The organism is Marivita sp. NO-S04 (assembly GCF_059070475.1).
In genome coordinates, this window is sequence record NZ_CM180980.1 from 3,017,204 (window position 1) to 3,041,218 (window position 24,015).

The 24,015-nt window shown below is 59.3% G+C and carries 19 protein-coding genes and 1 pseudogene; 8 read left to right on the plus strand and 12 right to left on the minus strand.

Going from position 1 to position 24,015, the window contains the following annotated elements:
- The first annotated feature begins 43 nt into the window (after positions 1-43).
- Both glyA and ACK3EW_RS15420 read left to right on the plus strand, forming a co-directional pair.
- Complete coding sequence (gene glyA / locus ACK3EW_RS15415; protein WP_493806876.1) at positions 44-1,339, plus strand: serine hydroxymethyltransferase; 1,296 nt, start codon at positions 44-46, stop codon at positions 1,337-1,339.
- Positions 1,340-1,655: 316 nt separating this feature from the next.
- Positions 1,656-3,218, plus strand: coding sequence for a 2-isopropylmalate synthase (locus ACK3EW_RS15420; protein WP_493806877.1), 1,563 nt, complete (start codon positions 1,656-1,658; stop codon positions 3,216-3,218).
- Between the two features lie 72 nt (positions 3,219-3,290).
- On the opposite strand, the gene ACK3EW_RS15425 is transcribed toward ACK3EW_RS15420, so the two are convergent.
- A complete protein-coding gene (locus ACK3EW_RS15425; RefSeq protein ID WP_493806878.1) occupies positions 3,291-5,738 on the minus strand; it encodes a ligase-associated DNA damage response DEXH box helicase in 2,448 nt (815 codons plus the stop codon).
- Between the two features lie 101 nt (positions 5,739-5,839).
- On the opposite strand from ACK3EW_RS15425, the gene ACK3EW_RS15430 reads away from it, so the two are divergent.
- Positions 5,840-7,024 (plus strand): MFS transporter, encoded by a 1,185-nt coding sequence (locus ACK3EW_RS15430; RefSeq protein ID WP_493806879.1) that lies wholly within the window; start codon positions 5,840-5,842, stop codon positions 7,022-7,024.
- 25 nt (positions 7,025-7,049) lie between these two features.
- Here ACK3EW_RS15430 and ACK3EW_RS15435 read toward each other — a convergent pair whose 3' ends face one another.
- Positions 7,050-7,640, minus strand: coding sequence for a riboflavin synthase (locus tag ACK3EW_RS15435; protein ID WP_493806880.1), 591 nt, complete (start codon positions 7,638-7,640; stop codon positions 7,050-7,052).
- A gap of 107 nt (positions 7,641-7,747) precedes the next feature.
- Here ACK3EW_RS15435 and ACK3EW_RS15440 point away from each other — a divergent pair, with 107 nt between their 5' ends.
- From ACK3EW_RS15440 to ACK3EW_RS15450, 3 genes and pseudogenes are all read left to right on the plus strand, one after another.
- The gene (locus ACK3EW_RS15440) at positions 7,748-9,055 is read left to right on the plus strand and encodes a capsule polysaccharide biogenesis protein (protein WP_493806881.1); all 1,308 of its coding nucleotides are present in this window, start codon (positions 7,748-7,750) and stop codon (positions 9,053-9,055) included.
- A 100-nt stretch (positions 9,056-9,155) separates the two neighbouring features.
- Positions 9,156-10,304 (plus strand): polysaccharide biosynthesis/export family protein, encoded by a 1,149-nt coding sequence (locus ACK3EW_RS15445; protein WP_493806882.1) that lies wholly within the window; start codon positions 9,156-9,158, stop codon positions 10,302-10,304.
- Positions 10,305-10,311: 7 nt separating this feature from the next.
- A pseudogene (locus ACK3EW_RS15450) lies at positions 10,312-12,336 on the plus strand (capsule polysaccharide biogenesis protein).
- Here ACK3EW_RS15450 and ribD read toward each other — a convergent pair.
- The 4 genes from ribD to ACK3EW_RS15470 form a co-directional block, all read right to left on the minus strand.
- Positions 12,312-13,424, minus strand: a complete 1,113-nt coding sequence (gene ribD / locus ACK3EW_RS15455; RefSeq protein WP_493806883.1) for a bifunctional diaminohydroxyphosphoribosylaminopyrimidine deaminase/5-amino-6-(5-phosphoribosylamino)uracil reductase RibD — start codon at positions 13,422-13,424, stop codon at positions 12,312-12,314. The pseudogene ACK3EW_RS15450 and the gene ribD overlap by 25 nt on opposite strands.
- 9 nt (positions 13,425-13,433) lie before the next feature.
- Positions 13,434-13,913, minus strand: coding sequence for a transcriptional regulator NrdR (nrdR, locus tag ACK3EW_RS15460; protein WP_085628265.1), 480 nt, complete (start codon positions 13,911-13,913; stop codon positions 13,434-13,436).
- A gap of 170 nt (positions 13,914-14,083) precedes the next feature.
- A complete protein-coding gene (locus ACK3EW_RS15465; protein ID WP_493806884.1) occupies positions 14,084-14,788 on the minus strand; it encodes a DUF1353 domain-containing protein in 705 nt (234 codons plus the stop codon).
- 75 nt (positions 14,789-14,863) lie between these two features.
- Positions 14,864-15,268, minus strand: a complete 405-nt coding sequence (locus ACK3EW_RS15470; RefSeq protein ID WP_493806885.1) for a secondary thiamine-phosphate synthase enzyme YjbQ — start codon at positions 15,266-15,268, stop codon at positions 14,864-14,866.
- 83 nt (positions 15,269-15,351) lie between these two features.
- Between ACK3EW_RS15470 and yghX the strand changes: the two genes are divergently transcribed.
- On the plus strand, positions 15,352-16,257 hold the full coding sequence (gene yghX / locus ACK3EW_RS15475) for a YghX family hydrolase (RefSeq protein WP_493806886.1): 906 nt from the start codon (positions 15,352-15,354) through the stop codon (positions 16,255-16,257).
- A gap of 80 nt (positions 16,258-16,337) precedes the next feature.
- A complete protein-coding gene (locus ACK3EW_RS15480) occupies positions 16,338-17,012 on the plus strand; it encodes an SDR family oxidoreductase (RefSeq protein WP_493806887.1) in 675 nt (224 codons plus the stop codon).
- 240 nt (positions 17,013-17,252) lie between these two features.
- Here ACK3EW_RS15480 and ACK3EW_RS15485 read toward each other — a convergent pair whose 3' ends face one another.
- From ACK3EW_RS15485 to ACK3EW_RS15510, 6 genes are all read right to left on the minus strand, one after another.
- Positions 17,253-17,420 carry a hypothetical protein gene (locus ACK3EW_RS15485; protein WP_493806888.1) on the minus strand — a complete coding sequence of 56 codons (168 nt, stop codon included), beginning with the start codon at positions 17,418-17,420 and terminating at the stop codon, positions 17,253-17,255.
- 113 nt (positions 17,421-17,533) lie between these two features.
- Positions 17,534-17,815 (minus strand): HlyU family transcriptional regulator, encoded by a 282-nt coding sequence (locus ACK3EW_RS15490; protein WP_493806889.1) that lies wholly within the window; start codon positions 17,813-17,815, stop codon positions 17,534-17,536.
- A 3-nt stretch (positions 17,816-17,818) separates the two neighbouring features.
- On the minus strand, positions 17,819-19,807 hold the full coding sequence (gene rpoD, locus ACK3EW_RS15495; protein ID WP_493806890.1) for an RNA polymerase sigma factor RpoD: 1,989 nt from the start codon (positions 19,805-19,807) through the stop codon (positions 17,819-17,821).
- Between the two features lie 112 nt (positions 19,808-19,919).
- Positions 19,920-21,866, minus strand: a complete 1,947-nt coding sequence (dnaG, locus tag ACK3EW_RS15500) for a DNA primase (RefSeq protein ID WP_493806891.1) — start codon at positions 21,864-21,866, stop codon at positions 19,920-19,922.
- A gap of 74 nt (positions 21,867-21,940) precedes the next feature.
- The gene (locus ACK3EW_RS15505; protein WP_493806892.1) at positions 21,941-22,243 is read right to left on the minus strand and encodes a hypothetical protein; all 303 of its coding nucleotides are present in this window, start codon (positions 22,241-22,243) and stop codon (positions 21,941-21,943) included.
- Between the two features lie 66 nt (positions 22,244-22,309).
- Positions 22,310-23,746, minus strand: coding sequence for a Glu/Leu/Phe/Val family dehydrogenase (locus tag ACK3EW_RS15510; protein WP_439119909.1), 1,437 nt, complete (start codon positions 23,744-23,746; stop codon positions 22,310-22,312).
- Positions 23,747-24,015: the final 269 nt, after the last annotated feature.

The following is a 24,015-nucleotide window of genomic DNA, read 5'->3' on the forward strand; positions in this document are numbered from 1 at the left end:
ACGTAACCGCCAAAGATTGACCCGCTTCAAGGAGGCCCTGCCCATGAACGCTCCGCACCGTGACACCGGATTTTTCTCGAAATCGCTGGCCGACAGCGACCCGGATCTGTTCAAATCGATCACCGATGAGCTGGGCCGCCAGCGCGACGAGATCGAGCTGATCGCCTCGGAAAACATCGTCAGCCGTGCCGTGATGGAAGCGCAGGGCTCGGTGATGACCAACAAATATGCCGAAGGCTATCCGGGCCGTCGCTACTATGGTGGATGCCAGTTTGTCGACGTGGCCGAAAACCTTGCCATTGAACGCGCATGCCAGCTGTTCGATTGTGGCTTTGCCAATGTGCAGCCGAACTCCGGCTCTCAGGCCAACCAGGGTGTGTTCACGGCGCTTCTGCAGCCGGGCGACACGATCCTTGGCATGAGCCTTGATGCCGGTGGTCACCTGACGCACGGCGCGGCGCCGAACCAGTCTGGCAAGTGGTTCAACGCCATCCAATACGGCGTGCGCCAGCAGGACAACATGCTGGATTACGATCAGGTTCAGGAACTGGCGAATGAGCACAAGCCCAAGCTGATCATCGCCGGTGGTTCCGCCATCCCGCGCCAGATCGACTTTGCCAAGATGCGCGAAATTGCCGACAGCGTGGGTGCGTACCTGCATGTGGACATGGCACACTTTGCCGGTCTGGTGGCAGCAGGCGAACACCCCAGCCCGTTCCCCCATGCCCACGTCGCGACAACAACCACACACAAGACCCTGCGCGGTCCGCGCGGTGGGATGATCCTGACCAATGACGAGGCACTGGCCAAGAAGTTTAATTCGGCCATTTTCCCCGGCATTCAGGGCGGTCCGCTGATGCATGTGATCGCCGCCAAGGCTGTGGCCTTTGGAGAGGCGCTCCGCCCCGATTTCAAGATCTACCAGCAGAACGTCATCCGCAACGCCCAAGCGCTGTCGGATCAGTTGATCAAGGGTGGTCTGGACACGGTGACCCACGGCACAGACACACATGTCGTGCTGGTTGACCTGCGCCCCAAGGGCGTGAAGGGCAACGCGACGGAAAAGGCACTGGGCCGCGCGCATATCACCTGCAACAAAAACGGTGTGCCGTTTGACCCGGAAAAGCCGACGATCACGTCCGGTATCCGTCTTGGGTCGCCCGCAGGCACGACACGGGGCTTTGGCGAGGCCGAGTTCCGCCAGATCGCAGATTGGATCATCGAGGTGACCGATGGTCTGGCTGCCAATGGCGAAGACGGAAATGGCGCTGTTGAGGACAAGGTCCGGGCCGAGGTCGCAGAGTTGTGCGCCCGTTTCCCGATCTATCCCGATCTCTAAAATTTACCGGGGCGCCTAAGTTCCTTCGTACGAAGACTCTTCGGCCAAACGGTGACTATTTCGATGACGAAAATGCGCAGCCCCCACAGCTGCGCATTTTTTCATTCGACGGGTTTTCTTTCAAAAATTGCTGCGTATAGTCGCCCGCATGACATGTTTGGCCCATATCGCAATCTGCACGCGCTTTTCCGCGCCTCTTGCGCTGGCCACCCGTCTTCTCCTAATCCGCCTCTGAGCGCGGCCTTTCCGGCGCGACCGCTCAGAGGATGACCGTGACGCGCCGACGGATTTGGACAAGACAAGAAAGACCCTAACCATGACAAGCACTGAAAAAGACCGCGTGGTGATCTTTGACACCACCTTGCGCGACGGCGAACAGTCTCCCGGCGCAACCATGACCCATGACGAAAAGCTCGAGATTGCCGAGCTTCTGGATGACATGGGTGTGGACATCATCGAGGCCGGGTTTCCGATTGCCTCGGAAGGCGATTTTCGCGCGGTGAGCGAGATCGCGCAGCGCTCTAAGAACGCGGTGATCTGCGGGCTCGCGCGGGCGCAACTGCCGGATATCGACCGCTGCTGGGAAGCTGTGCGCAACGCTGCAAAGCCGCGCATTCATACGTTCATCGGCACCTCGCCGCTGCACAGAGCGATCCCGAACCTCACGCAAGACGAGATGGCCGAGCGGATCGAACAGACTGTGACCCACGCCCGTAACCTTTGCGACAACGTGCAATGGTCGCCAATGGATGCCACACGCACAGAATGGGATTACCTGTGTCGGGTGGTTGAGATCGCGATCAAGGCGGGCGCGACCACGATCAATATCCCTGACACTGTTGGCTATACCGCGCCGGTGGAAAGCGCTGATCTGATCCGTCGCCTGATCGAAACCGTGCCGGGTGCCGATGATGTGGTCTTTGCCACCCACTGCCACAACGACCTTGGCATGGCGACGGCGAATGCTTTGGCCGCCGTGCAGGGTGGCGCGCGCCAGATCGAATGCACGATCAATGGGTTGGGCGAACGCGCGGGCAACACCGCTTTGGAAGAGGTGGTGATGGCGCTCAAGGTGCGGGGCGATATCATGCCCTACACCACCGGCATCGACACCAAGAAAATCATGCATATTTCCCGCCGCGTGGCGACGGTCTCGGGTTTCCCCGTGCAGTTCAACAAAGCGATTGTGGGCAAGAACGCATTTGCGCACGAGTCGGGCATCCACCAAGACGGGATGCTCAAGAACGCCGAAACGTTCGAGATCATGCGCCCCGAGGATGTGGGCATTGCGGGCACGTCCCTGCCCTTGGGCAAGCATTCGGGCCGTGCCGCGTTGCGCGCGAAGTTGCGGGAATTGGGCGTCGAAGTTGGAGACAACCAACTCAAGGACATCTTTGTTCGGTTCAAGGATCTCGCTGATCGCAAGAAAGAGGTGTTCGACGACGATATCCTCGCGCTGGTGACGGCAACGACCGAAGGCGATGACGCGCTCCAGCTTGTGAACCTCAAGGTGGTCTGCGGCACTGGTGGCCCGGCAGAGGCCACGCTTGAGATGGAGATCCACGGCGAGGACATGTCGGCGGTCAGCGAAGGCGACGGGCCGGTGGATGCGACCTTCAAGGCGATCCGTATGCTGCATCCGAACAAGGCGCGGCTGCAGCTTTATCAGGTGAACGCAGTGACCGAAGGCACCGACGCTCAGGCCACAGTCAGTGTGCGCCTTGAGGAAGACGGCATGATCGCCACCGGCCAGTCGGCTGATACGGATACGGTTGTGGCCTCGGCCAAGGCCTATATCCACGCGCTCAACCGGCTGATCGTGCGGCGGGGCAAGACCGGCAAGGACGTTAAGGAAATCTCGTATCGGGATGTGACCTGATGTGGGTGCCGGGCTAAAGCCCGGCATACTGCAACATATGGCGTAGGCCGGGCATCTGCCCGGCCTATGTTGTCAATAGGGCACCCGCCATTTCGGCTTGCTCGGTTGCGCCTCGACCTGCGCCAGACCGCTGGTCTCCATCAGTCGCGTGATCTCTTCTTCCAGCAACCGTTCGTCCGCCATCCCGCGCACCGGCACGCGCCCCGGTTCGAGGAACAGGGGGGCCGCCAGAGGTGTGACACGGTCCAGACGCAGCAAGTCAATCCGATCTCCAACCCGTTCCGCCATCTCGCGAATGCGGGCGAAATCGACCAACCCGCGCATCGCCTCTTCGCGGGTGATCTGCATCAGCAGGTGGTCCGGGTCGTATTTGAGCAGTGTGTCATACAAGATGTCGGACGACATCGTTGCTTGCCGCCCCGTCTTACGCTGCCCCCCCAGATTGCGTTCGATCAGCCCGGCGATGGTGGCCGACGCGCGGAAGGTGCGTTTCATCACGGCATTGCCCGCAAGCCAGCCTTCCAGTCCCGCCTCCAAAGCCGCCAGATCGAATAGCGGTGCGGGGTCGATCACCGCATCCAGCCCCCAGATCAGCACCGCATAATCGGTGGCAACGAATCCCATCGGCGCAAGGCCTTCCTCCTCCATCCGCTTGGTCAGCAAAAGCCCAAGCGTCTGCATCGCGTTGCGCCCGGCAAAGCCGTAGGCCACGAGCTGTTCACGGCCATCATGCGGGAAACTTTCAATCAGTAACCGCCCTGGTTCGGGAAGGCGACTGACACGCCGCTGCATCTGCAGCCAGTCCCGCGTGTGACGCGGTAGATCTGGCCAGTCGTCCTGTTGGAACATCCCGAGGATACGATTCGACAATTGCGTAGACGTGGCGAATTTGGTGCCCATGAACGTGGCGATCTTGGGTTTGCGTCCGGGGTCGCGGGTGACTTCGACCGTTAGTTCCCGCAGGCCCTCGTAGCGTACAATCTGACCGCCAATCAGAAAGGTATCGCCACGGGTCAGGGTCGCTGCAAACCCTTCTTCGATCTCGCCCAGTGGCGCGCCACCCCGGCCCCGCCATTTGACCTTAAGCGTATCGGTGTCCTGAATCGTCCCGATATTTTGACGGATGCGCGCAGCAGAACGGGGATCGCGCAATTGCCAACTTCCGTCTGGAGATTGCTTGAGCCGTTGCCACTGGTCGTAGGCGCGCAGGGCATATCCACCTGTGGCACAGAAATTCAGGCAGGCGTCAAATTCTTCGCGGCTTAGATCAGCATAGGCCCCGGCAGCGGTCATCTCTGCAAAAAGCGCATCCGCGTCGAACGGGCCGGAACAAGCCGCGATCAGGATATGCTGGCACAGCACGTCACGCGGGCCGCGCCCGCGCCATTCGCCGTCCAGATCATGCGCCTTGACCGCCTCAAGAGCTGCAACGCATTCGACCACTTCAAACCGGTTGGCTGGCACCAAGAGCGCCTTGGACGGTGCGTTGTAACGGTGGTTTGCACGACCAATCCGCTGCACCAGACGTTTGACGTTCTTAGGCGCGCCGATCTGGATCACCAGATCCACATCACCCCAGTCGATACCAAGATCCAGACTTCCAGTGCAGACAATCGCCCGCAAGTCACCGCGCACCATCGCCGCTTCGACCTTTTCGCGCTGTTGCCGGTCGAGTGATCCGTGATGAATACCGATGGGCAAAGCGTCTTCATTAGCGAGCCACAGGTTGTGAAAAAAGATTTCGGCCTGCGCACGCGTGTTGTGAAAAATGAGCGTCGTCTTGTGCTGTTTCACCTGCTCCAAGACCGCAGGAATGCTGTATTTCGCGCCTCCACCAGACCAAGGCGGGGCTTCTTCAGTCACCAGCATGGAAATGTCAGGCTCTGGCCCCGGATCGGCGGCGATGATCTCACAGGGGTCGGGATGACGAGCCAAAAGCCGTGCAATGGCAGCCGGATCGTCGACCGTCGCCGACAACCCAACGCGGCGCAGGTCGGGGCACATGGCCTGCAACCGCGCCAGCGCCAACATCAGCTGATCGCCGCGTTTCGATTCCGCAAGCGCGTGGATTTCGTCGACCACCACTCGCTGCACGCCCTTGAACATGCGGGGCGCGTCTTCATAGCTGGTCAGCAGGGCAAGCGATTCAGGCGTGGTCAGCAAGATATGTGGCGGGTCTGCGCGTTGACGTTTCTTGATATGGGCAGAGGTGTCGCCGGTACGATCCTCGACCCGGATCGGCAGGCCTGCCTCGTCGATGGGGGTGCGCAGGTTGCGTTTGATGTCGGCGGCCAACGCTTTGAGCGGGCTGACATAGAGCGTGTGCAACCCGTCGCGCGGTTTCTGAGCGAGGTCGACAAGCGTCGGCAGGAACCCAGCCAGTGTCTTGCCGCCCCCCGTGGGCGCAATGAGCAGCAGGCAGGGATCGGACGCGCGGTCCAACATCTGTTTCTGGTGCGGATGGATCGCCCATCCGCGCGTGTCGAACCAGGTTTGAAGGGAGGCGGGCAAAGCGGTCATGCTTTCAACATATGCCGCCCCGGAGCAAAGAAAAACGCGGAACGCGCATTGCGGGCCGGATCGGCATCACAGATGGTGCGCTTAGTTCTGAAAGGTCCCCTATGCGCACCCCTCATCCGCTTTTGTTGACCTTGACGCTGTATCTGGCGGGACTTGGCGCAGCAGGGCAGTTTTCCAAACTGGCGGTGAGTTTCGTCACTCTGACACAGGTCTATCCGGGGAAAAGCGAGGCGATCCTTGGTCTTGCCGTATCGCTCATCAGCCTTGTCGGCCTCATCCTCGGGTTAGTGGCAGGGATTGTCGTGTCGCGCATCGGTGCGCGCCGGGCGCTGGTTGCAGCGCTGGCCTTGGGGGCGGCCATGTCGCTTTGGCAAGCCACCCTGCCAGATTTGTCGGTGCTGATGCTGAGCCGTGTTCTGGAAGGTGCGTCGCACCTTTTGATCGTGGTCGCCGCGCCAACCCTGATCGCCGAAGCGGTGCCAGACCAATATCGCCCTGCCGCGCTCACACTTTGGAGCACGTTCTTCGGGGTGGCCTTTGCGCTAACAGCGATCATCGCCCCTTGGGTGATCGCACATGGTGGATTGTCCCTGCTGATTGGGGCACACGGTGTGTGGATGGCCGTGGCCTGCGCAGCTATTCTACTGGTCTTGCCGCATCCCGTGATACCGCCCGCGCCAGCCGCGCGGATATCCGTACTGCGCCGTCATCTGACGGCCTATGCGACACCGGGCATTGCCACCCCGGCTTTGGCGTGGCTGTGTTATACCCTGACCTTCGTATCTGTCCTGACAGCGTTGCCGCTGCTGACCGGGGGTGCCGCCCCGACATGGCTGGCCGCGATAGCACCTTTGGTGTCCATCGCTGTCGCGCTGACAGTTGGGGTTGCCATCCTGTCGCGCCACCCGGCGCAGCCCGTTGTGACGCTGGGCTTCGCGCTGTGTGCGGGGGTGGCTGTGGCGATCCTGGGGGTGGGCTTTACGACGGTGACGGTATTGGCGCTCTTTGCAAGCATGGCCTTGGTGCAAAGCGCGGGCTTTGCTGTGGTGCCACAGATCAACGCCGATGCGCAGTCGCGGGCCATGGCGAACGGGGCGCTGGCGCAGATGGGAAACCTTGGGAACCTGAGTGGCACGCCGCTGCTGATTGCGCTGTACGAGGGGGCCCCGCTGTTCGGGCCGTTTCTGTTTCTGATCACGGCCTATGGTGGCGGTGTGATGATTACGTGGGTTCTGGGGCGCCGTGCTGTTGCGGCGATGGCCGAGGGGCGTGTTTCAGTCGACTGAACCACCGAAAGCGTCAACGCGTTCGTTACCCCTGCATTTCGGCAAGCCGCGCCACATAGCGCGCAAGAGTGTCGATCTCGAGGTTCACTTTGTCGCCCACCTTGGACGCACCCCAGGTCGTGACCTCTTGCGTGTGGGGAATGATGTTCACGCCAAACTGTGTATCCTCAACCTCGTTCACGGTCAGCGATGTGCCGTCCAACGCCACCGACCCCTTGGGTGCGATGAACCGCGCAAGGCTGCGAGGGGCATTGAACGTATAGCGGACGCTGTCGCCTTCGGCCCGCATCTCGACGATCTCGGCCAGACCATCGACATGACCCGACACGATATGCCCGCCCAGCTCGTCGCCCACTTTGAGCGCCCGTTCAAGGTTGATCTTCTGGCCCTCGACCCATTGGCCGATATTGGTCTTGTCGAGGGTTTCCGCGCTGATCTCGACATCAAACCAGTCAGGGCCAAGCTGCACCACGGTCAGGCAAACGCCGCTGCACGCGATAGAGGCACCGATGTCGATGCCTTGCGTGTCGTAGCGCGTCCCGATCCGGGCGCGCAGATCGCCGCGCCGTTCAAGACTGCGGACATCTCCGATGTCGGTCACGATCCCGGTAAACATGAACTCGCCCTCGCTGTCGTCACCCGCGCAAAATCTGGCGGATTTTGATTCTCAGAATGCTGCCTGTTGTGTTAGTCTTCAGGTAGTCCGAGGGATACTGCGCCGACATGACAAACACAACGGGCAAGCCCAAGACCACCCAACCGCGCGTCTTTCTGTTTTTGCAAGGACCGCACGGTCCGTTCTTCAGCGAATTGGCCAATCGGCTGCGCGAGACCTGTGCCACCTGTTTTCGGGTGGCATTCAACGCAGGCGATGCGTCACGCTGGAAAGATGCGGGTTCGCTGCTGGTGTTCCACGATCCGATCCCCGCGTGGCGCGATCAGCTCACGCGCTGGATTGATGAAACACAGGCCTCCGATCTGGTCCTTTACGGCGATGTCCGCAGGCATCATGCCGAGGCGATCCAAATCGCCAAAGCGGCCGGTTTGACCATTCACGTGTTCGAGGAAGGCTATCTTCGCCCCTATTGGGCCACATATGAACGGGATGGGTCAAACGGCAATTCGAAGCTGATGCAGATCAGTCTGGAGCAGATGACAAACGCTCTGACCCGCACCGCGGATGTACCGGCGGTCCCGCCGGATCGCTGGGGTGACTTGCGGATGCACATGATCCACGGCGCGCTGTACCATTGGCATGTTCTGTTTCGAAACCAGCAGTTTCCGCACTACCAGCCACACCGCGATCAAACAGTTGCCGAAGAATTTCGTCTTCAGGTTCTGCGGCTTTTGCGGCGGCCGCGGCACATGGTGGGACGCTGGATCACAACCCGGCGCATCCGGGCTGGTGGCCGTCCCTACCACGTCGTACTGCTGCAATTGGAACATGACGCCAGCTTTCGGGCTTTTTCCGATTTTGCGTCGCAGACCGAATTTGTCGACATGGTCATTGCGGGGTTCGCCGACGGTGCGCCACAGCATCATCGGCTGGTGTTCAAAGCACATCCTCTGGAAGACGGGCGCGCGCCGCTGGACCGGACCATTCGCGATACCGCACGAGCACGCGGCGTATCGAACCGCGTGCATTTCGTGCGCGGCGGCAAGCTGGCCTACCTCCTGCAAGCTGCACGCTCTGCGGTGACGGTGAATTCGACTTCGGCGCATCAGGCCTTATGGCGCGGACTTCCTGTGCGCAGTTTTGGTGTCAGTGTTTATGACAAGCCTGGCCTCGTGTCGGGCCAGCCCTTGCCCGAATTCTTCGCTGATCCCATGCCGCCAGACCCGAATGCCTATGCGATCTACCGGCAATTCCTTCTGGAGACGAGCCAGCTTCCTGGCGGGTATTATTCATCGAAAGGCCGCGCCCAGCTGCTTCGGCACGTGGTGGATCGGATGGTGTCGACCAATGACCCCTATGATCTGAGGTTGCAGTCACGCGAGACCGCAGCGCAACAGTTGCGTGTCGTTCGCTGAAAAGCACCAGCCCTAGTACTGGCCAAACTCACTGGATTCCGGTAACTTACCGCAAAAATATAAACCGAGGCAGTCAATAACTGGTCGAGGAGACCAAGCAGTGTTCAGTTCGAAATTCCGGTGGGCGCGGCCCATCGCTGTGGTGCTTTCGGCATCGGTCCTCGCGTCCTGCGGCTTGCCGGGTGTGGGTCCTACGAAAAACCAGATCTTCGCAGGCTCCGTGCAGCGTGAAGGCGATGCGTTCGTTGTGGCGATCAATGATCGCGTGACCAGAGCGACCGCCTTTGTTCCGGCCCTTGGATTTTCAGATAAGCTGAAGACTGCAGGCATCCAAAGCGCCGATATCATCCGCCCCGGCGACGTGCTTGGGCTGACAATCTGGGAAAACGTGGATGACGGGCTTTTGGCCGGGCCTACCTCCAATGCAACTGCATTGGAGAACGTCCAGGTCGACGGATCAGGCTTCATCTTCGTGCCCTATGCCGGGCGGATCAAGGCAGCGGGCAACACACCCGAGGCCATCCGTCGGATCATTACGGAAAAACTTGAGGACCAGACTCCTGACCCGCAGGTAGAAGTTCGCAGGACCGCTGGCGACGGGGCCAACGTGTCGATCCTTGGTTCCGCCGGCGTGCAGGGCATCTATCCGATCACCCGCCCGACCCGTACGCTTGCCGCCATGCTGGCCAATGCCGGAGGGGTTGGCGAAGTGGCCGAGATTGCACAGATCACGCTCACACGTGGCAACGTCAGCGAAACAATCTGGTTCGAAGACCTGTATGACCATCCTGAATTGGATATCGCCCTGCGCGATGGTGACCGCATTCTGATCCAAGCGGATCAACGGTCGTTCACGGCGCTTGGTGCAGCTGGCGCGCAAACCCGCCTGACCTTCGAGTCGCAGACCCTGTCGCTGGTCGAAGCACTTGCGCAGCTTGGTGGATTGAGCGCGAGCACTGCCGATCCGACCGGTGTCTTCGTGTTCCGCAATGAACCTGCCGAGATCGCGAACGCGGTGCTGGGCCGGACCGATCTCGTCGGTGCGCAGCGGTTGATTTATGTGATGGACCTGACCGAGCCGAACGGGTTGTTCATGGCGCGCGACTTCCTGATCCGCGATCAAGATACGATCTACGTAACCGAAGCTCCCATCGTTCAATGGAACCGCACGATCGCATCGCTCACGGGCACTCTGAGCGGCGCGCAGAGTTTGGGAAGCGTGGCGACAGGCGGAACTGTCACCGAGTAACGGGGCGATGAAACCTCCGAGTTCACTGGAAAACGCCGGGGCAGAGATGTCCCGGCGTTTGTATGTCTACAATTCCGGCTTTCTGACCCAAGCCCGCGTCAAACGAATTTTGCAGCTTGCGGGATGGTCAGTGACACTCGGGCGACCGTCAAAGGAAGACTGGGTCGGCGTTTGGGGAGCGGCGCCCAGTGCAGAGCGTGGCCTTGCCGTGGCAGATGGCCGGGAGGCCCAGGTCCTTCGGGTATAGGACGCGTTCCTGCGATCGCTTCATCCAGGTCGTATATCCGGCGAACCACCACTTGGACTGGTTCTGGACCGAACCGGGCTACACTTTGATGCTTCCCGCCCGTCCGATCTCGAGACGCTGCTCATCAACGATCCGTTGGACGATAGCGCGCTCTTGAATTCTGCACGGGATATGATGGCGCGCTGGCAACGGGCGCGATTGTCCAAATACAGCGCTAATGACCCCGACCTGCCGCTTCCCGAGCCGGGGTACGTGCTGGTGATAGATCAGGCCGAGGGGGATGCCTCGGTTCTTGCGTCGGTGCCGGGGCCTGACATGGCGCGCGCCAGATTTGCCGAGATGCTGTATTTTGCACAGACCGAGCATCCCACTGCGCGCATTCTTATCCGCTCGCATCCGGAAACGCAGGCCGGGAAACGGGCCGGGCATTATTCCAAAGATCAGGCACAGGGTCGCGTTTCCTTTGTCGACGGGGCGTTTGCACCCATGGATCTTTTGGACGGCGCAATCGCCGTCTACACCCTGTCGTCGCAAATGGGATTCGAAGCGATCCTTGCAGGCCACAAACCGCGCGTGTTCGGAACGCCGTTTTACGCAGGATGGGGGCTAAGCGAGGACGAACATCAGCTGATCCGCCGCCAGCGCAAGCTGACCCGCGCGCAGCTTTTTGCAGGCGCAATGCTGCGCTATCCGGTCTGGTACGATCCCTATCACGACCGCCTGTGTGAACTGGAGCGCGTCATCGGCACGCTGGAAGCAACCCAGCGCGCTTGGATCGAGGATCGCCACGGCTGGGTCGGACGCAACATCCGTCTTTGGAAACGTCCGCACATGCAAGCGATGTTCGGGCACCAGAAACCCATGCGGTTCGGGACTGCGCAATCGAAAGCCGATGTTCGGGTGATGGCGTGGGGCCGTGCCGCGCAGAAGGGCGACGTATGCGTCGAGGACGGATTCATCCGTTCGCAAGGTTTGGGAGCAAACCTTGTGCCCCCGCTGTCACTGGTTCTCGATGAAACGGGCATCTATTTTGACCCGACGCGGTTGTCACAGCTTGAGACCCTGATTGCAAAAAGCACTTCGCTGCCGGACCATGCGCTTGCGCGGGCACGACAGATCATGCGCCGCCTCGTGTCCGAACGAGTCACCAAATACGCATCCGGCGCGCAAGGTCCGCAGCTTGAGCCTTCTGACAAAAGGCCTGTGCTGCTGGTTCCGGGGCAGGTGGAAGACGATGCGTCGGTTGTCCTTGGCAGCCCCGAAATCCAGACCAATGCGGCGCTTCTCAAACGGGTGCGGGATGCCAATGCGGACGCCATGATCCTGTACAAACCGCATCCCGATGTCGTCGCAGGTCTGCGGCCCGGCGTTGTCGAAGACGCCCTCCAATGGGCCGACAGGGTCATCACAGACATCCCGATGGCCAGTCTGCTACCACAGGTAAATGCGGTCTGGACCATGACCTCACTTGCAGGGTTCGAAGCATTGCTGCGTGACGTACCGGTGACAACGCTCGGTTTGCCGTTTTATGCTGGATGGGGTTTGACGACCGACTTGTGCCCGACGCCGACGCGCCGCGGTCAGGTGGTCTCGCTCGAGATGTTGGTACATGCGACGTTGATCGACTACCCGCGCTATTTCGATCCTGTTACGGGACAGGCCTGCCCTATCGAAATTGTGCTGGACAGGCTGCGCGATGGCGACGTGCCCAGCGCCAAAGGATTGCGGCTTCTGGCCAAGGCACAGGGGATACTGGCCAGTTACGCGTCGCTCTGGCGGCGCTGACGCATCCAGCTTTGCACAACGTCATCGCCACTTTGCCGAACGGATTTCAGCGCGAAACGCGGAGCTTCCGACAATCGGTCAAGGCCAAGCGCACCCAGCGCCGGCCGCCCCTCTGCGCCGATCACGACACCGCCCATATGCAAATCCAACTGGTCGACAACATCCGCCGACAGCAGGCTGGCTGCCAATTCGCCGCCACCTTCGCAAAAGACGCGTGTTAAGCCCTGAGCGCCCAGCGCCTGCATCAGTGCCGGAATTTCCACTTGTCTGCCTTGCAAGGGCACACGGATCAGCTTTGCGCCCCGCGTTGTCCATGCTTCCCGAAGGTCGTCGGGCGCATCATCTGCGTGACACAACCAAAGTGGAGCGATGTCGAGGGTACGCGCCAGATTGCCATCCACCGGAAAATCCAACTTACGGGACACCACGATGCGGACAGGTTGCCGAGGCACATCAAACCCGCGCACCGTCAGCAGCGGATCATCCGCGCGCACCGTTCCTGCACCGACCATCACCGCATCATGTGTTGCGCGCAGGCGATGCACAAAAGCACGGGTCTCAGCGCCCGTGATCCATTGACTGTCCCCACTGGCGGTTGCGATCCTGCCGTCGAGGCTTGTTGCAAGCTTGAGTGTCAGTGAGGGCCGTCCGGTTTCGATACGACAGAAGAACCCGGCATGATCATCCGCCGCGTCATCGGCACAGACACCCGTTACCACCTCGACACCCGCAGCGCGGAGGTGATCAAAACCTTGACCGGACACGCGGGGATCAATGTCGGAAAACGGGGCCACGACGCGCACGATGCCCGCCGCGATCAACGCATTTGTGCAGGGTGGGGTCAGCCCGTGATGCGAACAGGGCTCCAGCGTCACATACGCGGTTCCGCCGCGTGCCGCCTCGCCCGCCTGCGCCAATGCTTCGGTTTCGGCATGTGGACGACCGCCGGGTTGGGTCCAACCTTCTCCAACCACGACGTCGCCGTTGACTATGACGCAGCCCACCGCCGGGTTGGGCCACGTATTTCCAATTCCGCGGCGGCCCAATTCCAGCGCCCGGTGCATATGGCGCGCATCATCCGGGCGCATGGTGCAATGTCACTCTTCGGATTTAGGTTTGTCTTTTTCGTTTGGCCGCAATTCGCTGACGAACTTGTCGAAATCGTCGGCTTCCTGAAAGTTCTTGTAAACGCTTGCAAAGCGCACATAGGCAACCGTGTCGATCCGGGCAAGTGTCTCCATCACGATCTCGCCGATCTGTTTGGACGCAATGTCGGTTTCCCCGAGACTCTCAAGGCGCCGCACAATCCCCGAAATCATCTGGTCGATGCGTTCCGGTTCGATCGGGCGCTTCTGCATCGCCATCCGGATCGAGCGCTCCAGCTTGTCGCGGTCGAAATCCTCGCGCCTGCCGTTGGACTTGATGACCACGAGGTCGCGCAACTGCACGCGCTCGTAAGTCGTGAAACGGCCTCCACAGGCCGGGCAGAAGCGTCTGCGCCGAATGGCTACATGATCTTCAGCCGGGCGACTGTCCTTCACCTGTGTGTCGATGTTTCCACAAAACGGGCAGCGCATTGGCCGTTCCCCTCTTTTTATCTCTGCCTCAAACTGTGGGTTTTCCCCACTTATCCACAGCCACTATAGGTCAGCAGCGAGGTTTTGGGTAGAGGGGAATTCAGGCCGCAAACTGTGGTGGTGCAGAAGCGCCAAGGCGGGGAATTTCCCTGATGTTTCAGGGGATCGGCTTACAAGACCGGGGCAATGGACGTGCCTGCGATCAGGTTGGCTTCGCGGTTTTGCATCCACGTCTTAATCTCATCCACTGTAGGATTTGTCGCGTCGATCCATTCGGCACACCACTGCAATTCACGAAGCAGATCACTGTTCGGAACATTGTCCAGCGCACGCTTGGGATCATCCCAGCGTGGGCCACCCAGATAGACGGCCGCGAACATCAGCTTGGCCTTCTGCGGCGGCGTCCCAGATGCAATGAGCGCCTCAAAGAACATGCGGTGCACATCTTCCCATGCACGGGTCTGAAACGTTGACAACGCTTCGTTCCCTACGCCGCAGAACGCGTCATGCAAAGCCGCCGCCAAAAGGTAGTCGCGGCTTTGGCGATCGCCGATGATGGGCTCGAAAATCGTGGGAATGGACGCGCCGTCGGTCAGCGTTTTGACCGGAGCTGTCCAGACATCCCCACGCGAGTCGATAAAGGTCAGCTCCTTGGAGGTCGGCAGAAAGGCATGGGCGAACTTCTCGACAAAGACAGGCGATCCGGCCATCTCAAGCGGTGCCCCCACGAACTTGCATCGCTCTGACGTCTCGCGAAGGGTCAGGCAACTGCCACCCTCGGTCGCCGCGTGTCTGGACAGGTAGAACGGCACCACGGTCACGGCGGTGAAAAGTACCCCCACACCAAGCAGTCCTGTCCAGATCAGTTTGCGCATCGTTTGACCCGTGTCTTGTTATCGGTCTGCCAGCAGCCGACCAGAGGAGCGAAACACCGCATTACAGTATCTTGGTCAAGACACATGCGCTACCACTCGCCTAGTATGCGGTGCTGACCGGTGTTCGAATAGGTAGATACCCTGCCACGTTCCAAGCGCCAACTGCCCGTTCGAAACTGGGATCGACAGGCTCACCGGCAGCAGCGCCGCTTTGATATGTGCAGGCATGTCGTCGGGCCCTTCATAGGTGTGGGTTAGGTAGGACATGGACGGATCGGCGCTCGGTGGCACGAGACGGTGGAAGAATTCGGTCAAATCAGTCCGAACTTCGGGATCGGCGTTTTCTTGCACCAAAAGGCTTGCCGATGTGTGCTGCACAAAAAGAGTGAGCAGCCCTGTACCCGTCACCCAACCCGCAACCGAACGGGTGAATTCGTACAGCCCCGACCCATTTGTGTGAATTTGAAAAACGGTCTGCATAAACGAACAATAGCCACACGCCGCAAGAGCGCTATCCTAATTCACATCGCTGCCGATGCGGCGGCCTGACAGGGAGCAAAGACATGAACGAGATTACCCCGACTAAGCGAATGACGGCCAAGGATTTCGATCAGGAACTGCTTGAGCTGTATGACTATTACGCCCATGGCCGGATCACCAAGCGCGAATTCCTTGACCGCGCGGGCAAGTTTGCGGTGGGCGGTCTCACCGCTGCAGCGCTGCTGAACATGATGTCGCCGAATTATGCGCTGGCCGAACAAGTCAGCTTTAACGACCCCGACATCCTGCCGGAGTACATTATGTACCCGTCCCCGAACGGACATGGCGAAGTCCGTGGCTACCTTGTGAAGCCTGCCAACCTGACAGGTCCGGCACCAGCAGTGGTTGTCATTCACGAAAACCGCGGCCTCAACCCCTATATCGAAGACGTGGCACGCCGTGTCGCGAAGGCGGGTTTTATCGCTCTGGCTCCAGATGGTCTGACCAGCGTCGGTGGCTATCCCGGCAACGATGCGGAAGGCCGCGAACTGCAGCGTACGGTCGATGGTGAAAAGTTGATGAACGACTTTTTCGCTGCCTACGAATTCCTTGCCGATCACTCCGACACCACAGGCAAGGTCGGCTGTGTCAGCTTCTGCTATGGCGGCGGCGTCTGCAACGCGATGGCGGTGGCCTATCCCGAATTGGGCGCATCGGTGCCGTTCTATGGCCGACAGGCCAGCGCGGCGGATGTACCAAAAATCCAAGCTCCTTTGCTGATCCATTATGCCGAGCTCGACGAACGGATCAACGAAGGCTGGCCCGCCTACGAGGCAGCGCTGCAAGAGCATGGTAAAACCTATACCGCGCACATCTATCCCGGTGTGAACCACGGGTTCCACAATGACAGCACACCCCGCTATGACGAAGCGGCGGCAGATCTCGCTTGGGATCGCACTATTGCGTTTTTCAACGAGCATTTGAGCTGACCTAACGGTTCCGGGGGAACCCGGACCAACCCCTTCTGCGTTGGTGGTCTGACATCAGACATCAACGCAGAGGACATTTCATGACCCGCAAGACACTCTTCATCACCGGCGCCTCCACTGGCATCGGAGCAGCAACAGCGCGCGCAGCCGTGGAAAAGGGTTGGAATGTCGGCCTCTTTGCCCGGTCCGAAGACAAGCTAGCCAAGCTGGCCCAAGAATTCGGCGATCACGCACTGGCCCTTCCCGGTGACGCAACCGATCTCGCCTCTCAGACCGATGCACTGGCAAAGTTGGCGGATAAATTTGGCGCGGTCGATGCAGCCTTTGCCAATGCGGGCACAGGCCTGAGCGCGTCCGGGACCGAGGCGGGCGACCCCGACGAATGGCACAGCATGGTGCAACTGAACATCATGGGGTTGCTCTGGACGACAATGGCAGCGATGCCGCACCTCAAGTCCGCCAAGGGTCACCTCCTGATGACCGGCTCCGCGGCGGGCCGTCGCCACATCAAAGGGTCGGTCTATGGCGCATCCAAGTGGTTCGTGCATGGCTATGGTGGGAACATCGCGGAAGAAATGCGCGAATGGGGCGGTCGCTGCACCGTGATCGCGCCCGGCATGGTGGACACCCCGTTCTTTGACGACGCCAAGCCTGACAAGCTTAAGCCTGAAGACGTGGCACGGTCGGTGCTCTTTGCACTGAACGCAGACCCACGTGCGACCATTCAGGAAGTCTTTGTGATGCCCACGAATTAAGGAGCGAATAATGACAGCGGAAAACGCAGATCCAAAAACCGGACCCGGTTCTACATCGGATCCAAACCAAGCCGATCGCACCGGTTTTCCTTGGCCCGACAAATACAAGGACGTGCCAAAAACGTCGGACAGTCCGAAACAGACAAACCCGGACCCGAAAACAGGCCCGGGTACGACAAGCGATCCCAATCAGGCGGATCGCACGTAAGAAAAAGGCGCGCTCAGGGCGCGCCTTTTGCGTCAGGATGTGCCTGTCGGGGTCGTGGCCACCACCGGGCCGGTCGATGGCTGCGGCAGAACAGTGTCCACAATATCTCCGGCACTTTGACCGTTCGGAACGTTTTGGTCAGGATACGCCAAGGCAGATACCGGCAAGAGCAGGAGCAAAGCAGTCAAGGTGTGTTTCATCTGAGTGTCCTTTCATGACGCTCAGATGTGCATTCCCCACCTTCACAAAAACGCATATTCGCGCAGAGCCATTGTGCGGGATGGCGCTGTCACGTCTGTGTGAGTTTCGAGGGTTACCTGAAAATACTGTCGCCTTGCTGGTCCACAAACATCCGCGCTTTATTCAAAGAGGCTGCACATGCCTCATCAAAGCTCTGCAAGGTATCTGCACGCATCATGAAGTGCGATTTGACCTCGCCATCGATTTCTTTCTCGATGCGTGCACCAATGCGCCACGTGCCGCCGTCTTTGACCGGCTCGGGGTACAGCGTGTAACCGTTGTGAACTTCGGCAGGGGTCGAAGGCGGTGTGCTTGATCCACCGCCTCCGCCAAAAAGTTTCTTCAGAAACGACATCGCTTACTGATCCAAGAACGACCGCAGCTTGCGCGACCGGCTCGGGTGCTTGAGCTTGCGCAGCGCCTTGGCTTCGATCTGACGGATACGTTCACGCGTCACGCTGAACTGCTGACCCACTTCTTCAAGCGTGTGGTCGGTGTTCATGCCGATGCCAAAGCGCATCCGCAGAACACGTTCCTCGCGCGGGGTGAGCGACGACAGAACCCGTGTGGTGGTTTCCTTGAGGTTTTCCTGAATGGCGCTGTCCAAAGGCAGCACAGCATTCTTGTCCTCAATGAAATCGCCGAGCTGGCTGTCTTCCTCGTCGCCAATCGGCGTTTCCAGCGAGATCGGTTCTTTGGCAATCTTCATCACCTTTCGAACCTTCTCCAAAGGCATCTGGAGCTTTTCGGCCAGTTCTTCCGGCGTCGGTTCGCGACCGATCTCGTGCAGCATCTGGCGACCGGTGCGGACCAGCTTGTTGATCGTTTCGATCATATGCACCGGAATACGGATGGTGCGCGCCTGATCCGCGATAGAGCGTGTGATCGCCTGACGGATCCACCATGTCGCATAGGTCGAGAACTTGTAACCACGACGATATTCGAACTTATCGACCGCCTTCATCAGGCCGATGTTGCCTTCCTGAATGAGGTCAAGGAACTGCAAACCACGGTTGGTGTACTTTTTGGCGATCGAAATCACGAGGCGCAGGTTTGCCTCGACCATTTCCTTTTTCGCCTGACGGGCTTCTTTCTCGCCCTTCTGGACCTGCTGCACGATGCGGCGGAATTCGCTGATATCCAGACCGACATATTGGCCAACTTGCGCCATGTCGGCGCGCAGTTCTTCGGCCTTGTCCAGCGAGCGTTCGATGAACATCTGCCAGCCGCGACCAGCCTTCTCGGCCATCTCATCAAGCCAGTTGGGGTCAAGCTCGCGGCCACGATAGGCATCGATGAATTCGCGGCGGTTGATGCGGGCCTGATCGGCCAGCTTCACCATCGCGGAATCGATCGACATGATGCGCTTGTTGATCCCGTAGAGCTGGTCGATCAGCGCTTCGATCCGGTTGTTGTGCAGGTGCAGTTCGTTCACCAGAACAACGATTTCAGAACGCAGTTTCTGATACCGCTGTTCGTCGCCTTTGCTGAAGGATCCGTCTTCGTTCAACGTAGCCGAGATGCGGTTGTCCTGCATGCTGGCCAGTTCTTCGTAGTCCTGAGCGATGCGGTCCAACGTTTCAAGCACGCGCGGCTTGAGCGCGGCTTCCATCGCGGCAAGCGACATGTTCGCCTGTTCGTCCTCGTCATCATCGTCTTCGCGACGAATAGGGTTTCCATCCGCGTCGTATTCTTCGGTCTCGTTTTTTTCCTTCTCGGACGAAGACACCTCTGTCCCAGCAACAACGCTTGATGCGACATCTTCCTCATCGCCCATCTGGTTGCCGAATGTGGTCTCAAGGTCGATCACATCGCGCAGCAGGATGTCTTCACTCAGAAGTTCTTCGCGCCAAATGGTGATCGCCTGAAAGGTCAACGGGCTTTCGCACAAGCCCGCAATCATTGTGTTTCGACCGGCCTCAATCCGCTTTGCGATCGCGATTTCGCCTTCGCGGCTCAGCAGTTCTACACTGCCCATCTCCCGAAGGTACATCCGGACGGGATCATCGGTGCGATCCAGTTTTTCCGAAGTACCGGATGCAAGGGCAACCTCGCCAGGCCGTGCTGTCTGAACGAGGTCTGTCGAACCCTTGTCTTCGTCTTCGTCGGACTCTTCATCATCCTCGGTGACCTGAATGCCCATTTCGGACAACATCGACATAACGTCTTCGATCTGGTCGGAACTGACCTGATCGGGCGGCAATACGTCGTTCAGCTGATCATATGTGATGTAGCCGCGCTCACGCGCCTCGGCGATCATCTTTTTGACCGCAGCTTGGCTCATGTCGAGGCTGACATCATCCTCGCGGTCTTCGGTCTTGGCGTCGTCGTTATCTTTGGCGGCCATGGATGCTCCTGTCGAGGCGGGGCGATTCGATTGACCCGAATCAATAGCGCGAATTAGTGATTCGCACACCCGTTTACCCTGTTTCGTTTACGCTTTCCTTAGCAAAACACCGTCAACCCCGGGGTTTCTCGAAGCGAATGGTTTCCATCAAAGCGGCAAATGCGCTGCGTTCTTCTCGATTGATCGCGGCCCCGTTCGGGCCAAGATCGTATTCAGCCTTGTCTTCGGACTGCGCCTTTTGCGCAATTTGCCGTGCTGCTGCTGCCTGACTCAGTCGCCATGTCAGCGATTCATCTGCAGCACCGTACAAGTCTTCGGCTGCATCGGCAATTTCGGCATCCAGCCCAATCCCTGCTTCCAGTTTTGCCAACTCTTCGGCGATGGTGAGCCGGGCCAAGTCACGGTCGCCTGCATTGCGGATACACGGTGTGATCGCGACATGGCGTGCGCGACACAGCTTTTCAAGGGCCGGTTCGCCAAGTAGCGCGTCGGCAGTGGCCTGCACCACGTCCGCCGTTTGGCCCACATTCTGCAACAGGCAGGTCCTGAGAACGGCATGATCAGGATCGACGCAGGGCAGGTCTTCAAGCTGAGCTTCGAACTCTGCGATCAACTCAGGCGTGGCTAGAAGCGCGGCAAGGATCACCGCTTCACGCAAACGGGTTTCGACACCCTTGCCTCCCGCAACAAGCAAGGAAGCGCGCGTCCCTTCTGACGGTTTCGTGGGCAAAGGCGAACCAAAGCGCCTTGTGGTTGCCCGGCCCGGTTGCGCAGGTGCGCGGAACAGCCCCCACCTCAGACGTTTGATGTCTTCGCCATAATGGCTGCGCAGTGACGGGTCCTTAATGGTCCTCAGCTTTTCGCGCAGCGTCTTGTCCAGCGCTGCCTTGCGTTCAGGGCTGTCGAACACCCGGCCTTCGGTTTCGCGACGCCAGAGCAACTGAACCATCGGTTGCGCCGTATCCAGCAGGCTGCGCATGGCATCCCGACCTTCCGAGCGGATCAGATCATCAGGATCTTTACCCTCGGGCAAAAGAACAAAGCGCAGAGATTTCCCAGCCTCAAGAAGTGGCAGCGCCGTATCAATCACGCGGTACGCCGCGCTCAACCCGGCCTTGTCGCCGTCCAAAGCCATGATCGGTTCGTCCGTGATCCGCCACAGCATCTGCAACTGGGTCTCGGTCACCGCCGTGCCCAATGGCGCAACCGCCGCCTCGAACCCGCCCGAGGCCAAAGCGATTACGTCCATATACCCTTCGGCAACGATCAACGGCTGACCTTTGCCCGCGGCCTCACGCGCCGGACCCTGATTGTATAGTGTCCGGCTTTTGTCGAAGAGCGGTGTTTCTGGGCTATTGAGATACTTGGCGTTGTCATCCGGGTCCATCGCCCGACCACCAAAGGCAATCGTCCGCCCGCGCGCGTCGCGGATCGGGAACATGATACGGTTGCGGAACGTGTCGTAGGGTTTGCCGCCTTTTTGCGACGGCTTGGCAAGCCCTACCTCAATGATCTTTTCCGGCGCGATCCCCTGCCCGGTCAGATGGTCCCAGAGTGTTTGCCAGCCCGGTGCCGCAAAGCCGATATCGAACCGGTCCTGCGTGGCCTCATCCAAACCGCGCCGTGTGAGGTACTCACGTGCGTCCGATCCGGCCCCACTGCGCAACTGAAGGCGGAAAAAGCGCACGGCTTTTTCCATGACCTCGACCAGCTCGGTGCGATGATCCGCCTTTTCCTGCGCCTTTGGATCCCGGGCGGGCATAGGCATCCCGGCCTCGGTCGCAAGAATCTCGACCGCTTCCATGAAACCTACGTTTTCGGTTTCACGGACAAATGAGATGGCATCGCCTTTGGCGTGACAGCCAAAGCAATAGTAATACCCCTTGCGATCATCGACGTGGAAACTGGCTGATTTTTCCTGATGAAACGGGCATGGCGCCCACATGTCACCCTTGGCCTGATTGGACTTGCGCGTGTCCCACAGCACCTTGCGCCCCACCACCTGTGACAGGCTGATGCGGGTCCGCAAATCGTCCAGAAAATTGGGTGGCAGGCTCATGCCAAGAATATCGGGTTTCGATCGCCGAGAGTCCAGTGGGCCAACGACGCAACTGAACTAAGAGGACAAGCGCGCTATTGCGACAGGCAGGTTTGGTAAAGCGCGTTGCTGACCTCTGGTGTCAATTGCTCTTCCGGCAACGAATAAATCCAGTCGACCAATTGTACGGCCAGCACTTCGTCATTCTTGGACTTGTTTGGAATGGCCCGGATCACGCGCCGTTCCGCGCGACGCACATTTGTACCGTTCTTCCGTTCGGCCATGATGTTCGTGGCAATCTGACCGATTTTGCGACACTCGGCTTCCTTATCTTGCGCCATTGCCGGGACGGACAGGCTGAAGATGAGGGGAACGGAGGCAAGCAGAGCGCGGATCATGGATGTTCTCGTGAATTGGGCCGGGTCAGGCCAACACCTAACCCAGCCCAATCGGAATGTCATCCGTCAGAGACCTTTGGCCCGATAGCTTGCTGCGACCTTGGTGATCGCAACGATATAGGCCGCCGTCCGCAGATCGCTGACGTCTTCGCGCCCGTGCCAAACTTCGCGCATGGACTGGTAAGCAATGCGCATCGTGTCATCGAGACCAGAGCGCACCAGTTCCAGTTCATCCGCACCGCGCAGATACCTGTCTTTGAAGTCAGGCGTCATTGACCATTTGTCCCCCATCATGTCGTCAAGGCGCTGCAATTCGTCAATGACCAACTGGTGCCGCGCTTCTTCCTGACGGCGCTGCATGCGGCCAAAGCGGATATGGCTCAGGTTCTTGACCCATTCGAAGTACGACACCGTCACACCACCCGCGTTGGCATACATGTCCGGGATCACGACCGTTCCTTTGGCACGCAGAATGTCATCCGCACCGGCCGTGATCGGGCCGTTCGCTGCTTCGATGATCAGCGGAGCCTTGATCCGGCTGGCATTGGTCAGGTTGATGACACCTTCAAGCGCAGCCGGGATCAGGATGTCACAATCCGCCTCGAGCACTTCTGGTCCGTCTGCCGTGTGGCGGGCATCGGGATACCCACTGACACCACCATGTGAGACGATCCAGTTGCGGACGGCATCCACATCAAGACCGTTTTCATTGTAAAGCGCGCCATCACGTTCGATGATTCCGATGATCTTGCAGCCGTCTTCAGAGCCAAGGAATTTGGCGGCGTGGTAGCCCACATTGCCCAAGCCCTGAACAACCACGCGTTTGCCATCGAGTGTCCCTGTCATGCGGGCGGCTTTGACATCTTCAGGATGACGGAAGAATTCCCGCAGCGCATATTGCACGCCGCGTCCCGTCGCCTCGACCCGTCCAGCGATACCGCCATTGTTGATCGGCTTGCCGGTTACGCAGGCCCGCGCGTTGATGTCAGTTGTATTCATCCGCGCGTATTGGTCCGCGATCCACGACATCTCGCGTTCGCCGGTGCCCATATCGGGGGCGGGCACGTTCTGGGCCGGATGGATCAGGTCACGCTTTGCCAGTTCATAGGCAAAACGTCGGGTGATCTGTTCCAGTTCGTATTCGTCGTATTCACGCGGGTCGATCCGCAATCCGCCCTTCGATCCGCCAAACGGCGCTTCGACCAAGGCGCATTTATACGTCATGAGCGCAGCAAGCGCTTCGACCTCGTCCTGATGGACGGAGGGCGCATAACGGATGCCGCCCTTGACGGGTTCCATATGTTCCGAGTGCACGGATCGGTAGCCAGTGAACGTTTTGATCTGGCCCCGCAGTCGCACGCCGAACCGCACCGTGTAGGTCGCGTTGCAGACGCGGATCTTTTCCTCAAGGCCGGGCGGGAGGTCCATCAGCGCAACAGCGCGATTGAACATCAGATCAACTGATTCCCGAAACGTCGGTTCATTGGCTGGTATCGTGCTCATTTGTCCCTCCCAAGTTTGCGGGCACTTCGCCCTTATTCCACCAGCCTATGACAGCTTAGTTAATTTCATAACGTTTAATCTTGGGCACAGTTTAGCAAACGAAACCTCAAAATACGCCAGACTGTTTCGGCCAAGGCATCAATAAGGCCTTGAGATCCAAAATTATCCATAAAAAACAATACACTCCTTATTTTCTCCATAATTGCAGCCGTAATCCCGCCGCGTTTCGCCTTCATATCTCCCAAAATCTAAGTGGGGTGTCAGTCCGT

What these genes read in the sequence shown, in the direction of transcription:
- glyA (WP_493806876.1), top strand. Translation starts at nt 44, where the DNA reads ATGAACGCTCCGCACCGTGACACCGGATTTTTCTCGAAATCGCTGGCC.
- ACK3EW_RS15420 (WP_493806877.1), top strand. Translation starts at nt 1,656, where the DNA reads ATGACAAGCACTGAAAAAGACCGCGTGGTGATCTTTGACACCACCTTG.
- ACK3EW_RS15425 (WP_493806878.1), bottom strand. Translation starts at nt 5,738, where the DNA reads ATGACCGCTTTGCCCGCCTCCCTTCAAACCTGGTTCGACACGCGCGGA.
- ACK3EW_RS15430 (WP_493806879.1), top strand. Translation starts at nt 5,840, where the DNA reads ATGCGCACCCCTCATCCGCTTTTGTTGACCTTGACGCTGTATCTGGCG.
- ACK3EW_RS15435 (WP_493806880.1), bottom strand. Translation starts at nt 7,640, where the DNA reads ATGTTTACCGGGATCGTGACCGACATCGGAGATGTCCGCAGTCTTGAA.
- ACK3EW_RS15440 (WP_493806881.1), top strand. Translation starts at nt 7,748, where the DNA reads ATGACAAACACAACGGGCAAGCCCAAGACCACCCAACCGCGCGTCTTT.
- ribD (WP_493806883.1), bottom strand. Translation starts at nt 13,424, where the DNA reads ATGCGCCCGGATGATGCGCGCCATATGCACCGGGCGCTGGAATTGGGC.
- nrdR (WP_085628265.1), bottom strand. Translation starts at nt 13,913, where the DNA reads ATGCGCTGCCCGTTTTGTGGAAACATCGACACACAGGTGAAGGACAGT.
- ACK3EW_RS15465 (WP_493806884.1), bottom strand. Translation starts at nt 14,788, where the DNA reads ATGCGCAAACTGATCTGGACAGGACTGCTTGGTGTGGGGGTACTTTTC.
- ACK3EW_RS15470 (WP_493806885.1), bottom strand. Translation starts at nt 15,268, where the DNA reads ATGCAGACCGTTTTTCAAATTCACACAAATGGGTCGGGGCTGTACGAA.
- yghX (WP_493806886.1), top strand. Translation starts at nt 15,352, where the DNA reads ATGAACGAGATTACCCCGACTAAGCGAATGACGGCCAAGGATTTCGAT.
- ACK3EW_RS15480 (WP_493806887.1), top strand. Translation starts at nt 16,338, where the DNA reads ATGACCCGCAAGACACTCTTCATCACCGGCGCCTCCACTGGCATCGGA.
- ACK3EW_RS15485 (WP_493806888.1), bottom strand. Translation starts at nt 17,420, where the DNA reads ATGAAACACACCTTGACTGCTTTGCTCCTGCTCTTGCCGGTATCTGCC.
- ACK3EW_RS15490 (WP_493806889.1), bottom strand. Translation starts at nt 17,815, where the DNA reads ATGTCGTTTCTGAAGAAACTTTTTGGCGGAGGCGGTGGATCAAGCACA.
- rpoD (WP_493806890.1), bottom strand. Translation starts at nt 19,807, where the DNA reads ATGGCCGCCAAAGATAACGACGACGCCAAGACCGAAGACCGCGAGGAT.
- dnaG (WP_493806891.1), bottom strand. Translation starts at nt 21,866, where the DNA reads ATGAGCCTGCCACCCAATTTTCTGGACGATTTGCGGACCCGCATCAGC.
- ACK3EW_RS15505 (WP_493806892.1), bottom strand. Translation starts at nt 22,243, where the DNA reads ATGATCCGCGCTCTGCTTGCCTCCGTTCCCCTCATCTTCAGCCTGTCC.
- ACK3EW_RS15510 (WP_439119909.1), bottom strand. Translation starts at nt 23,746, where the DNA reads ATGAGCACGATACCAGCCAATGAACCGACGTTTCGGGAATCAGTTGAT.